The organism is Micromonospora sp. CPCC 205546, assembly GCF_036902715.1.
GTDB lineage: Bacteria > Actinomycetota > Actinomycetes > Mycobacteriales > Micromonosporaceae > Micromonospora.
In genome coordinates this window covers 183,798-196,326 of sequence record NZ_JBAKHL010000006.1, presented here as the reverse complement: position 1 = coordinate 196,326, position 12,529 = coordinate 183,798, and the positions used below count along the sequence as shown (strand labels likewise).

The 12,529-nt window shown below is 73.6% G+C and carries 14 protein-coding genes; 9 read left to right on the top strand and 5 right to left on the bottom strand.

Annotation, left to right across the window (positions count from 1 at the left end):
• Nucleotides 1-6: 6 nt before the first annotated feature.
• Nucleotides 7-1,200 (bottom strand): threonine synthase, encoded by a 1,194-nt coding sequence (locus V6U77_RS05735; RefSeq protein WP_334605107.1) that lies wholly within the window; start codon nt 1,198-1,200, stop codon nt 7-9.
• Between the two features lie 16 nt (nt 1,201-1,216).
• Nucleotides 1,217-2,278, bottom strand: a complete 1,062-nt coding sequence (locus tag V6U77_RS05730; RefSeq protein ID WP_334605106.1) for a DNA polymerase ligase N-terminal domain-containing protein — start codon at nt 2,276-2,278, stop codon at nt 1,217-1,219.
• 95 nt (nt 2,279-2,373) lie between these two features.
• On the opposite strand from V6U77_RS05730, the gene V6U77_RS05725 reads away from it, so the two are divergent.
• The 3 genes from V6U77_RS05725 (at nt 2,374) to V6U77_RS05715 (ending at nt 4,478) form a co-directional block, all read left to right on the top strand.
• Nucleotides 2,374-3,162, top strand: a complete 789-nt coding sequence (locus tag V6U77_RS05725) for an aldo/keto reductase (RefSeq protein WP_334605105.1) — start codon at nt 2,374-2,376, stop codon at nt 3,160-3,162.
• A gap of 189 nt (nt 3,163-3,351) precedes the next feature.
• Nucleotides 3,352-3,516 (top strand): hypothetical protein, encoded by a 165-nt coding sequence (locus tag V6U77_RS05720; RefSeq protein WP_172896572.1) that lies wholly within the window; start codon nt 3,352-3,354, stop codon nt 3,514-3,516.
• Nucleotides 3,516-4,478, top strand: a complete 963-nt coding sequence (locus V6U77_RS05715) for a golvesin C-terminal-like domain-containing protein (protein WP_334605104.1) — start codon at nt 3,516-3,518, stop codon at nt 4,476-4,478. Before V6U77_RS05720 ends, V6U77_RS05715 begins: the two co-directional genes overlap by 1 nt.
• Nucleotides 4,479-4,557: 79 nt before the next feature.
• On the opposite strand, the gene V6U77_RS05710 is transcribed toward V6U77_RS05715, so the two are convergent.
• Genes V6U77_RS05710 through V6U77_RS05700 form a run of 3 tightly spaced genes read right to left on the bottom strand, consistent with a single transcriptional unit; the run spans nt 4,558 to nt 6,748 of the window.
• Nucleotides 4,558-5,745, bottom strand: coding sequence for an MAB_1171c family putative transporter (locus V6U77_RS05710; protein WP_334605103.1), 1,188 nt, complete (start codon nt 5,743-5,745; stop codon nt 4,558-4,560).
• A gap of 15 nt (nt 5,746-5,760) precedes the next feature.
• Nucleotides 5,761-6,273, bottom strand: coding sequence for a hypothetical protein (locus V6U77_RS05705; protein WP_334605102.1), 513 nt, complete (start codon nt 6,271-6,273; stop codon nt 5,761-5,763).
• Nucleotides 6,263-6,748, bottom strand: coding sequence for an XRE family transcriptional regulator (locus V6U77_RS05700; RefSeq protein WP_334605101.1), 486 nt, complete (start codon nt 6,746-6,748; stop codon nt 6,263-6,265). Before V6U77_RS05700 ends, V6U77_RS05705 begins: the two co-directional genes overlap by 11 nt.
• Before the next feature lie 162 nt (nt 6,749-6,910).
• Between V6U77_RS05700 and V6U77_RS05695 the strand changes: the two genes are divergently transcribed.
• The 6 genes from V6U77_RS05695 to V6U77_RS05670 all read left to right on the top strand — a co-directional run bounded on the left by V6U77_RS05695 (nt 6,911) and on the right by V6U77_RS05670 (nt 12,522).
• Nucleotides 6,911-7,135, top strand: a complete 225-nt coding sequence (locus V6U77_RS05695; protein ID WP_334605100.1) for a hypothetical protein — start codon at nt 6,911-6,913, stop codon at nt 7,133-7,135.
• Between the two features lie 37 nt (nt 7,136-7,172).
• Nucleotides 7,173-7,400 (top strand): hypothetical protein, encoded by a 228-nt coding sequence (locus V6U77_RS05690; protein WP_334605099.1) that lies wholly within the window; start codon nt 7,173-7,175, stop codon nt 7,398-7,400.
• A 143-nt stretch (nt 7,401-7,543) separates the two neighbouring features.
• On the top strand, nt 7,544-9,403 hold the full coding sequence (locus tag V6U77_RS05685; protein WP_334605098.1) for an alpha/beta fold hydrolase: 1,860 nt from the start codon (nt 7,544-7,546) through the stop codon (nt 9,401-9,403).
• Nucleotides 9,400-9,960 (top strand): hypothetical protein, encoded by a 561-nt coding sequence (locus tag V6U77_RS05680; RefSeq protein ID WP_334605097.1) that lies wholly within the window; start codon nt 9,400-9,402, stop codon nt 9,958-9,960. Before V6U77_RS05685 ends, V6U77_RS05680 begins: the two co-directional genes overlap by 4 nt.
• Nucleotide 9,961: 1 nt before the next feature.
• Entirely contained in the window at nt 9,962-10,732 is a 771-nt protein-coding gene (locus V6U77_RS05675; RefSeq protein WP_334605096.1) for a class I SAM-dependent methyltransferase, read from the top strand.
• Nucleotides 10,729-12,522 (top strand): ABC transporter ATP-binding protein, encoded by a 1,794-nt coding sequence (locus V6U77_RS05670; RefSeq protein ID WP_334605095.1) that lies wholly within the window; start codon nt 10,729-10,731, stop codon nt 12,520-12,522. Before V6U77_RS05675 ends, V6U77_RS05670 begins: the two co-directional genes overlap by 4 nt.
• The last annotated feature ends 7 nt before the right edge of the window (nt 12,523-12,529 follow it).

The window sequence follows — 12,529 nt, the reverse complement described above, 5'->3', positions numbered from 1 at the left end:
GTCACGTCAGGCGGGCAGCACCGGGACGTCGGCGACGTCGACCGTCTCCGGGTACTTCACGCCCGCGCCCGTGTTGAGCACCACCACCCGTTCGCCGGCCCGGATCCAGCCGCCGGCGCGCAGGTGCCGGGCGGCGGTCAGGCCGGCGGCCCCCTCCGGGCAGAGCAGCAGCCCCTCGCGGGCGGCGAAGTCCCGCAGGTCGGCCAGGATCTCGGCGTCGTCCACGGCGATCGCGGTGCCGGCGCTGGCACGCAGCGCGTCGAGGATCAGCTCGTCGCCGAGCGGGGCCGGCACGGTGATGCCGAACGCCACGGTGTGCGCGTCGGCCCAGGGCCGCGCCCGCTGCTCACCGGCGGCGAAGGCGCGCACGATCGGCGCGCAGCCGGTCGACTGCACCGCGACCAGCCGGGGCAGCTTGTCCTCGATCCAGCCCAGCTCGCGCAGCTCGTGCAGCGCCTTCTGGATGCCGATCAGGCCGACCCCGCCGCCGGTGGGGTAGACGATCACGTCCGGCACCTGCCAGCCGAGCTGCTCGACGATCTCGTACCCCATCGTCTTCTTGCCCTCGAGCCGGTAGGGCTCCCGCAGCGTGCCGGCGTCGAAGACCGCGCCGCCGGAGCCGGCGACCAGCCCCGCGACGTGCCGCCCGGCGTCGCCGATCAGCCCGTCGACCAGGCGCAGGTCGGCCCCGGCCGCCACGCACTCGCGCCGGCAGATGGCCGGCGCGTCCAGCGGCATGACGATGGTCGCGCCCAGCCCCGCCCGCGCGGCGTAGGTGGCCCAGGCCGCCCCCGCGTTGCCGTTGGTCGGCATGGCGATGTGCCGCACGCCCAGCTCGCGGGCCCGGCTGACGCCCACCGCCGCGCCGCGCGCCTTGAACGAGCCGGTCGGGGTCAACCCCTCGTCCTTGACCATCAGGTCCGCGATGCCGATCTCGGCGCCGTAGGCCGGGGTGCGCAGCAGCGGCGTCCAGCCCTCGCCCAGCGTCGTCTCGTGCCGGGGATCGGCCACCGGCAGCAGCTCGCGGTAGCGCCACAGGTCGGCGCGGCGCAGCGGGAACCGTTCCGGCGTGAGCACCTTCGCCACCGCCGCCAGGTCGTAGCGGGCCAGCAGCGGGGAGCCGCAGTCGCAGAGGTTGGTCAGCCTGCCGGCGTCGTGCTCCCGCCCGCAGCGCGGGCACTCAAGGTGCGTCAGGTACACGATGCTCCTCGCCGTCTCAGCTCGTGTCTCGGCTCGCGTCGATGCTCAGCCAGTGCCGGCTGCGCCGGCCCGGCTCGTAGACCGAGTCCAGGCGCTTGGCCACCACCCCGGGCAGCCCCTGCTCCCGCCCGGTCCGCAGCGCCTCCCGGCCGGCGCCGGGGAACCAGGGCGGAGTCTGCCAGTGCCCGCCGGCGAGCGCCAGGCCGTCGAGCAGCTCCCGGCGCTGCGCGTACGGCACGTCGACGCTGGTCACGCCCTCCATCCAGAGCAGGTCGAAGATCAGGTACTGGGCGTCGGGGGTCCGCCGTCCGCCGCGCGCCGGGCGCACCCGCCCGGCGGTGTCGATGCGCACCAGGACCCCGTCCAGCACGACCTCCGTGGGCGCCAGCTCCTCGGCCAGCTCCCGCAGCCAGGGGTACGCCCCCGAGACGTCCTCGTCGTCCTCCGCGAGCAGCCGCAGCCGCCCGCCCGAGACGTACGCGACGGCGCGCACCCCGTCCCAGCGCAGTTCGTAGCCCCACCGAGCCTCGTCCGCGGGCAGCTTCGTCGCCGGGGTGGGGCGCATCGGCCGGACCAGCTCCGGCATGCCCGTCCAGCCCTCCGGCGGCGGGTCGGTGCGGCGGACCATCCAGTCCCGCCCGCTCCTGCCGCCGGTGGCGAAGAGCACGTACCGCCCGGAGGTGCGCTCCCCGTCGAGCACGACGACGACCTCGTCGTCGCGCCACTTCTCGCAGCGGTAGGTGCCCCGGTCGTGGACGGTCATCCGCCCGCCGCCGTACTCGCCGGCCGGGATCTCGCCGTGGAAGTCGAGATATTCCATCGGGTGGTCCTCGGTGTGCACGGCGAGGTGGTTGCGGCCGGTGTCGCGGGGCAGCCCGCGCGGCACCGCCCAGGAGGCCAGCACCCCCTCGTGCTCCAGCCGCAGGTCCCAGTGCAGGCTCCGGGCGTGGTGCTGCTGGATGACGAACCGGGCCGTGCCGTCGGCGAGTTGCCTGCGCGGCGGTGCTCGCCTCGGTACCGGCTCGGGGGTGCGTGCCGCGTCCCGTTTGCGCCGGTACTCCTCCAGCGGGTCAGCCACACCCGCATTCTCCGGCAATCCGCGCCGGCCCGCCGGCCACCCGCGTGTCCGGTTCGACGGGCATGGGGTAGGTCAGCACGGGTAAGACCCGCGGCATGGACCATGACGACCAGCCCACCGTTACGCTCCCCGGCGAGGTGCGGATGCCCCTGCTGGGCTTCGGCACGTGGCAGGCCACCGGCCAGGCCGGGTACGACGCCGTGCTCGCCGCGCTCGACGCCGGCTACCGGCACGTCGACACCGCCACCATGTACGGCAACGAGGAGGAGGTCGGCCGGGCGGTACGGGAGAGCGGGCTGCGCCGTGAGGACCTCTTCCTGACCACCAAGCTGCCCCCGGACCGGGTCGGGCGGGAGCGGGAGACGATCGAGGCGAGCCTGGCCGCGCTCGGCACCGACCACGTCGACCTGTGGCTGGTGCACTGGCCGCCGGCGAACCCCGCGGACAGCATCCCCGTCTGGCGGGAGATGCTCGCCGCCCGGGACGCGGGGCTCGCGCGCGCGGTGGGGGTGAGCAACTACGACACCGGGCAGATCGACGAGCTCATCCAGGCGACCGAGGAGAACCCGGCCGTCAACCAGATCCGGTGGAGCCCCTCGTTGTACGACCGGCAGCGGCACCGGGAGCACCGGGACCGGGGAGTGGTGCTGGAGGGGTACAGCCCGTTCAAGACCAGCGACCTCGCCGACCCGGTGCTGACCCGCATCGCCGCCGCGCACGACGTCTCGCCGGCCCAGGTGGTGCTCCGCTGGCACATCGACCACGAGATCGTGGTGATCCCGAAGTCGGTGACCCCGGAGCGGATCCGCGTCAACGCCGACGTCTTCGGCTTCTCGCTGACCGCCGAGGAGATGCGCGACATCGACGCCCTCGGCAACCCCTGACGAACCCCTTCCGACCACCCCGGTCGGGCCCCGGTCGGGGTGGTCGGACCCGGACCGCGGTTGCCAAATTCCTTCAGCCTGAATAGGGGCGTTGAAGGGTATCGACATAGATGCTCGTGACGATATACGGTGCGCGTCACCAGTTCATCGATGAGTCGGAACCCCTCCGCCCTTGTCTGAAGGAGCGCCATGAACGCGTCACGACCCGCCCGCCTCCCCCGACGTGGGGTGCTGGGCATGTCGGCCCTGGTGGCCACCGCGGTGGCCGTAGCCGCCAAGCCCGCCGCGGCGAGCGCCGCCCCGCTCGCCGCGCCGAAGGCCGAGTGCCTCGCCGACCTGCTCGGGGAGTCCTGATGGCCACCGTTCCCTGGCTCGTGGACGTCCTGCGGGGGGCGGGCGTCCAGGTCGTCACCCACGGCGACTGGGTCAACCGCATGCGTCCCGGCTCGTTCGACCCGATCGGCGTGCTCTGGCACCACACCGCCGCCACCTCCAGCGCCAGCAACCCGCACCCGGCGCTCAACGTCTGCATCAACGGCCGCTCCGACCTGCCCGGCCCGCTCTGCCAGGCCCTCGTCGACTACCACGGCGTCTTCCACGTCATCTCCGCCGGCCGCTGCAACCACGCGGGCGTCAGCCGGGGCAGCGGGCCGATCCCCGCCGGTGACGGCAACACGCTGATGATCGGCTGGGAGATCGACTACAACGGGGTCAACCAGGAGATGACGGCGGCGCAGTACAACGCGTCGATCGCCGCCACGGCCGCCGTCCTCAAGCGACTGGGCAGGGACGCCAGCTATGCCCGGGGCCACCGCGAGACGAGCACCAGCGGCAAGATCGACCCGTCCTTCATCGACCTGAACACGATGCGCGCCGACGTCGCCGCGAAGATGGCGGGCGGCAGCACCTGGAGCTCCGTGGTGGACAACTCCACCGCCGGCCGCTTCACCGCCAGCACCAACTGGGGCACCTCGTCGTACTCGGCGCAGCGCTACGGCACCGACTACCGCTTCGCCCAGCCCGTCGCCGCCAGCGACGCCGCCTGGTACAGGTTCAACGTCCCGGCGACCGCGAACTACCGGGTCGACGCCTGGTGGCCGGCCGTCAGCGGCTACAACACCGCCACGCCGTACATCGTGTCCACGACCACCGGCAACCGGACGGTCATCGTCAACCAGGCGGCGACCGGCGGGCAGTGGCGCTCCCTCGGCACGTTCACGCTGCCGGCCGGCGACGCCAACCGGGTCGCGGTCAGCCGGTGGAGTTCGGCCCCCGGCCTCGTCGTCGCCGACGCGGTCCGGCTCACCCGGGTCTGACCGGTCGACGTACGCCGCGTGCGGCGGCCCCGGCCAGCCGGAGCCGCCGCCCGCCCGCCTGGGCGGGGGGCGTCGCGGGTCACCGGTTCCGGTCGACGGCCTCCCGGTCGGCGCGGTCGGCCTCGGCGGCGGCGAGCCGGCGGACCCGCTGCACGTCGGCCGAGTCGACGAACTGCCGGGTCACCCGGGCCAGCCAGGCGCTCTCCGAGGCCAGCGAGGCGTCCACGTCCTGGAACGGGTGCTCGGCACGGTAGTCCCGACCACGGGCGTGCCCGACGAGGGCGGCGGCGATCACCGCCGCCTCCACGGTGGCCGGGTCCGCCGCCGGGCCGAGCCAGCGGGACACGTCGGGATGCGCGTACGGGCGCAGCGCCAACTGCGCGTCGCGGACCTCGATCACCCGCCGGTAGAGCGCGAACTCCGCGCCGGGCAACGGCCAGCCGCCGCTGGTGTTGAGTGCCACATGCGGCACGGCGGCCCGCATCGCCCGCCAGAGCGGTTCGATCCGACGCAGCCGGCGCAGGGCGCGCAGCCAGCGCAGCGGTGCCGTGATCCGGTCGCCCCAGGCGGTCAGGGTCGCCCCGGCCAGCCAGAACAGCATGCAGAGCGAGCCCAGCGTGGAGCCGATCGGCAGCGCGGTGGCCAGGGGCCGCCCGGTGACCAGGGTGACCACGGGCCGCACGCCCGACCAGGCGGCCCAGACGATGCCCAGCGCGGCACCGGTGACGACGAGGCTCAGCCCGGTCCGCAGCACCCCGGCGGGGGCGTGACGCACGTAGCCGCCCACGCTGGCGATGAAGGTGAGCAGGCAGCCCGCGATGTGGCTGAAGAACACCACCAGGTAGCCGACCACCACCGGATCCCGCGAGTACGCGTTGACGAAGTTCAACGTGAATGTGGTGTCGGCGCCGACCAGCAGCGCCGCCATCAGGAAGGTCGCGCCGGCCAGCAGGACACCGTGGCGGCGCAGCCAACGCCGCGTGTCAGCCGGGCGGGCGATGCTCTGACCGAGCGCGCCGAGGAAGTACGCGGCGAGCATCTCCAGGCTGTTGCCGAGCAGTCGGCCGAGGTTCGGCACCGGCTCGACGCGGCCGATCGCCGTGAGGACCGGATGTGACATCACGGCGAGGCCCAGGCCGATGCAGAGGAAGAAGGCGGAGAGGTAGCGGGTGCCGTCGGTGCGACGTGTGCCGCCCACCGGGACGAGCTTGTAGGCCGCGACGACGATGGCGAGCGTCAAGGCGACGAAGTTGAGCCAGGTCAGCACGGCGCCCCGCCCTGGTCAGCCGGTGTCGAAGACCGAGCCGAGGCGGGCCAGGCCGTCGGCCACCTCGGGGTCGACGGGGCCGGTGCCGGCGGTCGGGCCACGGCGGGCGCGTTGGGCGATCATCGAGGCGATCAACTCGGCCTCCTGCTCCTGGGCGGCCGAGTAGTCGGAGCGGCCGAGCACCCGGCGGACCAGATCGGCCGAGAGGTTCGGCAGCAGCACGGGGGGCAGGGCGGTGAGGGAGCGGTCGTCGACGTGGCCGCAGAGCAGGTGCCCGACCTCGTGCAGGAGGATGTGCTCCCGGTGCAGCCGGGTGGTGCTGGTGGCGTAGAAGAGATAGTCGGCCCGGTCGGTGGCGACGAGCGCGCCGCACTGGCTCACGCCGCCGGGCATCGGCACCAGCTCGACCGGGCGGCCCCGCTGTCGGGCCAGCGAGTCGACGAACCGGGTGGGGTCGAAGGGCGCCGGGATCGACAGCGTGTCGACGATCCGCTGGCACCGGCGCCACATGCTCCGGTCAACCGCCATCGCGTCCCGGCCCGCCGGTGCCGCGCCGGTCGCCGTGGCCGGGAGGCTCCGCGCCGGCCGGCCCGGCCCGGCGCGCCTCCCGACGACCGATGGCTTCGATCATGTCGCTGATGGTGTCCAACCCCTCGGGGGAGAGGGTGACCGCCCGGAGCGCGATCTGTCGTACGGCGCTGTCGCGCAGCGCGCCGAGAAGTTCCAGCTCCTCGGCGATGCGGGAGCTCTGCTCGTCGTCGAAGAAGTACGCCGCCGGCACCTGGAAGAACTGGGCGAGGGCCTCCAGGTGCCGCTTGGTGGGGTTGGTCCGCCGGCCACTGCGCAACTGCCAGAGGTAGGTGGTGGAGAAGCTCTCCCCGGTGGCCTCGCGGCAGGCGGTGGCCACCTCCTCGTTGCGGTAGTGCTCCCGGTCGGGTCGGCGGATCACCTCGAAGAGCCTGTTGATCTTTTCCGCGAGGGTGCCCGTCGTCGATTGGTCCATGTGGTTCCCCTCCCCTCGCCGATCGGGTGGATCCCACTGTGCGTGGTTGACGGCCGTGGCCCCCTCGGACATCCTAGCGATTCAGAAAATTTTAGCTGGTGTGAATGACGTGCGCGCCGTCCTTCACGCTGGCTAACCACTGCACGTAGGGAGGTGAACCAGATGACCGCACTCGTCGACCACACCAACGACATCTCCCTGGAGATGTTCGGCGACCTCAGCGAGCAGGACCGGACCGCCCGTGGGCTGGCCGGGCTCACCCCGGTGCTCGCGACCCCGTCGGCGGTGGCGCTCGGCGTCGCCGTCGGCGCCGTGGCGTTCCACGCCGGCTACATGATCGGCGTCGTCCGCAACATGGCCGAGGGCACCCGCCCGAGGCCGCAATGATCGCCGACAGCCCACACCCTCAGTCAGGAGGTGACCCATGTCCGTCCTCGCCGTGAAGGTGAACGCGGACCCCGCCCTCGCCACGATCCCGATCGACGCCGACGAGGCGTGCACCCGGGTCGGCGGGATGCCCGTACTGGCCACTCCGGCGACCATCGTCGGCGTGGCGGCCGGGGTCGGCGTGGTCGGCTCGGTGGCGGGGCTCTTCGCCGCCGGGTACGCCGCCGCCCGCAACTTCGGCGGTCCCACGCCCCGACCGCGGTAGCAGGCGGTTCGGCACACGACCGGGCGCCCGGTCACTGCCGTACCGGGTCGGTGTGCCGCCGCAACGGCACACCGACCCTCCCGGCCGCCGCCGGACCCCCTCCCACCCCGGTTCTCCACGCACCGTCAGGAAGCGCTGACCCCATGAAGAGACGTCTCTGGCGTGACCGACGCCGCCAACCCGCCGTTCTCGACCGCTCCACCGTGCTGACCTGGACCGAGCGGATCAGCTCGGTGACCCACCTCTTCGCCAGCCTCGAGTACCTCACCCGGCGTCGGGACCGGCAGCGGGGCGGGGCGAACAACTGGGCGGTGAACCGGCGTACCTTCCAGGCACACTCTCCCCGCCTCACCAAGGCGTTGGACCTGGCCGCCGACGAGCGGGTGGTCACCGCGCTGCACGTCAGCCGGGCCGCCGCGGCTGCCGCGCTCTGGCTGCCGCTCAACCATCGGCAGCGGGTCGCCGCCAACGCCGTGCTCACCGGCAGCCAGGCCGCGCTGCACGCCCAGCACCTGTACGGCAGCGACGGCGCCGACCAGGTCTCCTTCCTCGTGCAGGCGCTCACCACCACCGCCCGCGCCAACCAGCGCCGCCCCGCCGTGGTGGACGCCTGCCTCTGGTTCGTCGCCCTCCAGTCGGTGCTCTCCTACACCGTGTCCGGCTGGGCCAAGCTGCCCAGCGAGACCTGGCGCAGTGGGCGCGCACTGCCCGGCATCGTGCGGACCCTCACCTACGGCGACCCGCAGGTCTGGCAGCTGATGCGCCGCTACCCGAGGCTGACCAAGCTCACCGCCCACGGGGTGCTGGCGATGGAGTGCGCCTTCCCGGTCGTGTACGCCGCCCGGGGCCGCCCCGCGCCCTACCTGCTCGCCGCCGCCGGAGCGTTCCACCTGGTCAACGCCCGGGTGATGGGGCTCGGCCGGTTCTTCTGGGCCTTCACCTCCACCTATCCGGCGGTCGCCTACACCACCCGGCCGCGGGAGCGGACCGGCGACGCCGCCGGCGTGCGGCGCGACGACACCCTGCCAGCCATGGCGGGCGCCGCCGGGCTGGCCCTCTTCGCCGCCGGGCAGATCGCCCGGATCCGGCGGCGCCGGATGATCGAGCGGGGGCGCGGCGACGAGCGCACCCTCACCACCACCGCCGGCAACGTCCTGTCCTACCGCCACGCGGGGCAGCCGACCGAAACGGGCGCCGACGGACCGGTGCTGCTGCTGGAGAGCGGGCTGGCCGCCACGGCCGAGCACTGGGAGCGGATCGCCGCCCCGCTGGGCACGCGGTTCACCACGGTGACCTACCAACGCGCCGGATACGGCGCCAGCCGCTACCGAGGCACGGGGGAGTACCGGTTCGAGACCATGGTGGACGACCTCGTCGACCTGGCCCGGCACGTGGCCGGCGAACGGCCGGTGATCCTGGTGGGCCACTCACTCGGCGGCTACCTGGCCCTGCTCGCCGCCGAACAGCTCGGCCGGCAGGTACGCGGGGTCGCCCTGGTCGACTCCAGCCACCCCGCCGAACTGCGCCGCTCCCTGCGTCAGGCCGAGGGGGGCAAGGCGCTGACCAGCACCCTGGCCATCATGCCCGGCTCCCTGCGGGCCGGGTTCGGCTCGCTGCTGCCCCGGGCCGCCTGGGTCGACCGGCTGCCGGAGTCGGTACGCCAGCTCGCCCTGGCCCAGTACCGCGACCCCGAACTCTGGGCCGCCGCCCGTCGGGAGTGGAAGGTGGTGCAGGAACGCTTCGAGGACGAGGACGCCGAACTGCCCCGGATCGACGTGCCGCTGGTGGTGGTGACGGCCGGGGCGACCGCGCGTACCGACGCCGTCCAGGCCGACCTGCACGACGAGTTCGCCGCCGCCGCGCCCCGGGCCGAGCGGCACGTGGTCGAGGACGCCGACCACGACGAGATCCTCACCGACGCCGCGCGGTCCGAGGAGGTCGTCAAGATCCTCACCGCGTTCGTCGACGACGTCATGGAGTCGGGCGTGGAGGGGGACCGGTGAGCCGCCGGGTGGGCTCCGACCTGCGCCCGCTGACCACCGCGATCACCGCCGGCCTGGTCGGCTGGTTCGGGGTGACCGTGCTCAGTCAGCACCCGCAGCAGGTCTTCGACCGGTTCCGCCGCTACGACGTGCCCGGGTTGTTCATCGGCAACTGGCGGTTCTTCGCCCCCGAACCGGCGCAGCACGACTTCCACCTGCTGCACCGCGTGCTCACCGCCGACGGCGAGCAGACCCGGTGGGTCGAGACCGCCCTCATCCCGCGTCGGCAGTGGCGACAGATGGTCTGGTTCCCGGAACGCCGGCAGGACAAGGCGATCTTCGACATCTGCGCCGAGCTGATCTCGCACCTGGGCACCCCCGGCGTCGACATCACCACCACCGCGCCGTACGAGGTGATGCGGGACATCGTCGAGCACGTCGTGCGCCGGCAACACCCCGGACCGGACCTGCCCCGGGGGTTCCAGTTCGTGATCGCCCGCGGCGCCGGCTACGACGAGTCCCACAAGCCGGACTACCTGCTGGTCTCCCCGTTCGTACCGCTGCCGGAGGGCACCTGAGATGACCGAGATCGCCGACATCGGCTACGGACGGCAGTTCGTCGACTTCTACGACCGGCTCTTCCCGGGCGGCCCGGCGGTGGAACCGGTGGTCGCATACCTCGCCGACCTGCACCCGGGCGACGGTCAGCCCACCCTGGAACTCGGCGTCGGCACCGGGCGCATCGCCCTGCCGCTGGCCGAGCGGATCGGGGAGATCGTCGGCGTGGACTCCTCGCCGGAGATGCTCGACGCGCTCCGGTCCGCCCTGACCGACCGGCCCCGCCCGGTCACGCCGGTGCACGGCGACATCCGCGACTGGGCCGACGACCGCCGGTACGGGCTGGTCTACTGCGTCTGCGGCACGCTGTCGATGCTGCTGGACCCGGACGAGCAGCAGCGCGTCGTGCAGGCGGCCGCCGCCCGGTTGGCCCCCGGCGGAACGCTCGTGGTGGAGACCCACAACCCGCAGTTCTCGCTGGCGGTGCTCAACCAGGGACGGGCCCGGGACTCCTTCTTCGTGCCCTATCCCGGACCCGACAGCGGGCTGCTGTCGTACTCCACCATCGACGTGGAGAACCGGATCTGGCACCTGGCGCACATCTGGATCGAGGAGGGTCGCTCCCGGATCGCCTCCGAGCTGAGCCGGCTCACCACGGCCGACGAGATCGACGACTACGCCGAGCGGGCCGGGCTGGTCCGCGTCGCGCGGCACGGCGACTGGGCCGGCAACGAGTTCACCGGCATGGAACCGATGCACGTCAACGTCTACCGCCACCGGGGTGAGCGGTGAGCACGCCGGCGGCCGGGGACCGGCACTGGCTCCGCATGATCGTCGGATACGTCCGGCCGCACCGCGGGCCGTTCCTGGCCGCCGCCGTGCTGCTGCTCACGTCGAGCCTGTTGGGGCTGGCGCAGCCGCTGGCGGCCAAGGCCCTGATCGACGGCCTCACCGCCGAGCGGGGGGTGGGCCGGGCGCTGGCCGTGCTGACCGGGCTCGTGCTCGTCGCCGCCGTGCTGCTCGGCGTCGGCAACTACCTGATCCTGCGTACCGCCGAAGCGGTCGCCCTGGACGGGCGGCGCGGTCTGGTCCGGCACCTGCTGCGGCTCACCGTGCCCGCGTTGCAACGGCAGGCGCCCGGCGACCTGCTCGCCCGGGTCGCCGGCGACACCATGCTGCTGCGCCAGATCGCCAGCCAGTCCCTCATCGACCTGTTGACCGGCGGGGTCCTGCTGCTCGGCGCGGTGCTGCTGATGGCGGTGGTCGACCTCGCCCTGCTCGGCGTCACGGCGGTCGTGGTGGTGCTGCTGGTGCTGATCATGGGCGTGCTGATGCCCCGGATCCGGGCCGCCGCGCTGCGCTCCCAGGAGTCGGTCGGCGACATGGGCGCCGCCCTGGAGCGGTCCCTGGGCGCCTTCACGACCATGAAGGCATCCGGCACCGAGGCCGCCGAGGCGGCCCGGATCGACGAGTCGGCGCTGACCGCGTACCGCGAGGGGGTGAGCCTGGCCCGCTGGGGCTCGGTCGCCGGAACGAGCGCCGGCCTGGCCATCCAGGTCGCGTTCCTGGTCGTGCTCGGCGTCGGCGGCGCCCGGGTGGCCAGCGGCGCGATGCCGGTCTCGGCGCTGGTGGCCTTCCTGCTCTACGTGGCCTACCTGAGCCAACCGGTGATGCAGCTCGTCGGCGCCGGCACCTACCTGCAGGTCGGGCGGGCGGCGTTGACCCGGATCGCCGAGATCGACGCGCTGCCCACCGAGCCGATCGACCTGCCCCCGGCGGCGCCGCTCGCGGCCGCCGGCCCGACTGCCGCCGCCGCGCCCTTCGCGGGTGCCCGGCGGGCCGACGGCCCGCCGGCGGAGGTGGCGTTCGAGGGCGTCCGCTTCGGCTACCCGGACCGGGACGAGCCGGCCCTGCGTGACCTCACGCTGACCGTGCCGGCCGGCGGGCTCACCGCCCTGGTCGGCCCCTCCGGTTCGGGCAAGACCACGGTGCTCGCCCTGATCGAGCGCTTCCACGAACCGCAGCAGGGCCGGATCCTGTTCGACGGGCGCCCGCTGGCCGACTGGCCACTGGGCGAGCTGCGGGCCGCGATCGGCTACGTCGAGCAGGACGTCTCCGTGCTCGCCGGAACGCTGCGGGAGAACGTCGCGTACGCCACGCCCGGCGCCTCCGACGAGGAGATCCGCGCCGTGCTGCGCACCACCCGGCTCGATCCCCTGCTGGCGCGCCTCGGCGGCGACCTGGACGCCCCGATCCGGCACCGGGGGCTCTCCGTGTCCGGCGGGGAACGGCAGCGGATCGCGGTGGCCCGGGCGCTGCTGCGCCGGCCCCGGCTGCTGCTGCTCGACGAGGTGACCTCGCAACTGGACGCCACCAACGAGGCGGCCCTGCGCGAGGTGATCCAGGACATCTCCCGCCGGACCACGGTGGTCGTGGTCGCGCACCGGCTCTCCACGGTGCTCGCCGCCGACCAGATCGTGGTGCTGGAGAACGGGGAGGCGCGCTCCGTCGGCTCGCATCCGGACCTGGTCCGGACCGACGCGCTCTACGCCAGCCTGGCCGCGGAACAGGCACTGGTCTGAGGCGGGA

What these genes read in the sequence shown, in the direction of transcription:
- V6U77_RS05725 (WP_334605105.1), top strand. Translation starts at nt 2,374, where the DNA reads ATGGACCATGACGACCAGCCCACCGTTACGCTCCCCGGCGAGGTGCGG.
- V6U77_RS05720 (WP_172896572.1), top strand. Translation starts at nt 3,352, where the DNA reads ATGAACGCGTCACGACCCGCCCGCCTCCCCCGACGTGGGGTGCTGGGC.
- V6U77_RS05715 (WP_334605104.1), top strand. Translation starts at nt 3,516, where the DNA reads ATGGCCACCGTTCCCTGGCTCGTGGACGTCCTGCGGGGGGCGGGCGTC.
- V6U77_RS05705 (WP_334605102.1), bottom strand. Translation starts at nt 6,273, where the DNA reads ATGGCGGTTGACCGGAGCATGTGGCGCCGGTGCCAGCGGATCGTCGAC.
- V6U77_RS05700 (WP_334605101.1), bottom strand. Translation starts at nt 6,748, where the DNA reads ATGGACCAATCGACGACGGGCACCCTCGCGGAAAAGATCAACAGGCTC.
- V6U77_RS05695 (WP_334605100.1), top strand. Translation starts at nt 6,911, where the DNA reads ATGACCGCACTCGTCGACCACACCAACGACATCTCCCTGGAGATGTTC.
- V6U77_RS05690 (WP_334605099.1), top strand. Translation starts at nt 7,173, where the DNA reads ATGTCCGTCCTCGCCGTGAAGGTGAACGCGGACCCCGCCCTCGCCACG.
- V6U77_RS05685 (WP_334605098.1), top strand. Translation starts at nt 7,544, where the DNA reads ATGAAGAGACGTCTCTGGCGTGACCGACGCCGCCAACCCGCCGTTCTC.
- V6U77_RS05675 (WP_334605096.1), top strand. Translation starts at nt 9,962, where the DNA reads ATGACCGAGATCGCCGACATCGGCTACGGACGGCAGTTCGTCGACTTC.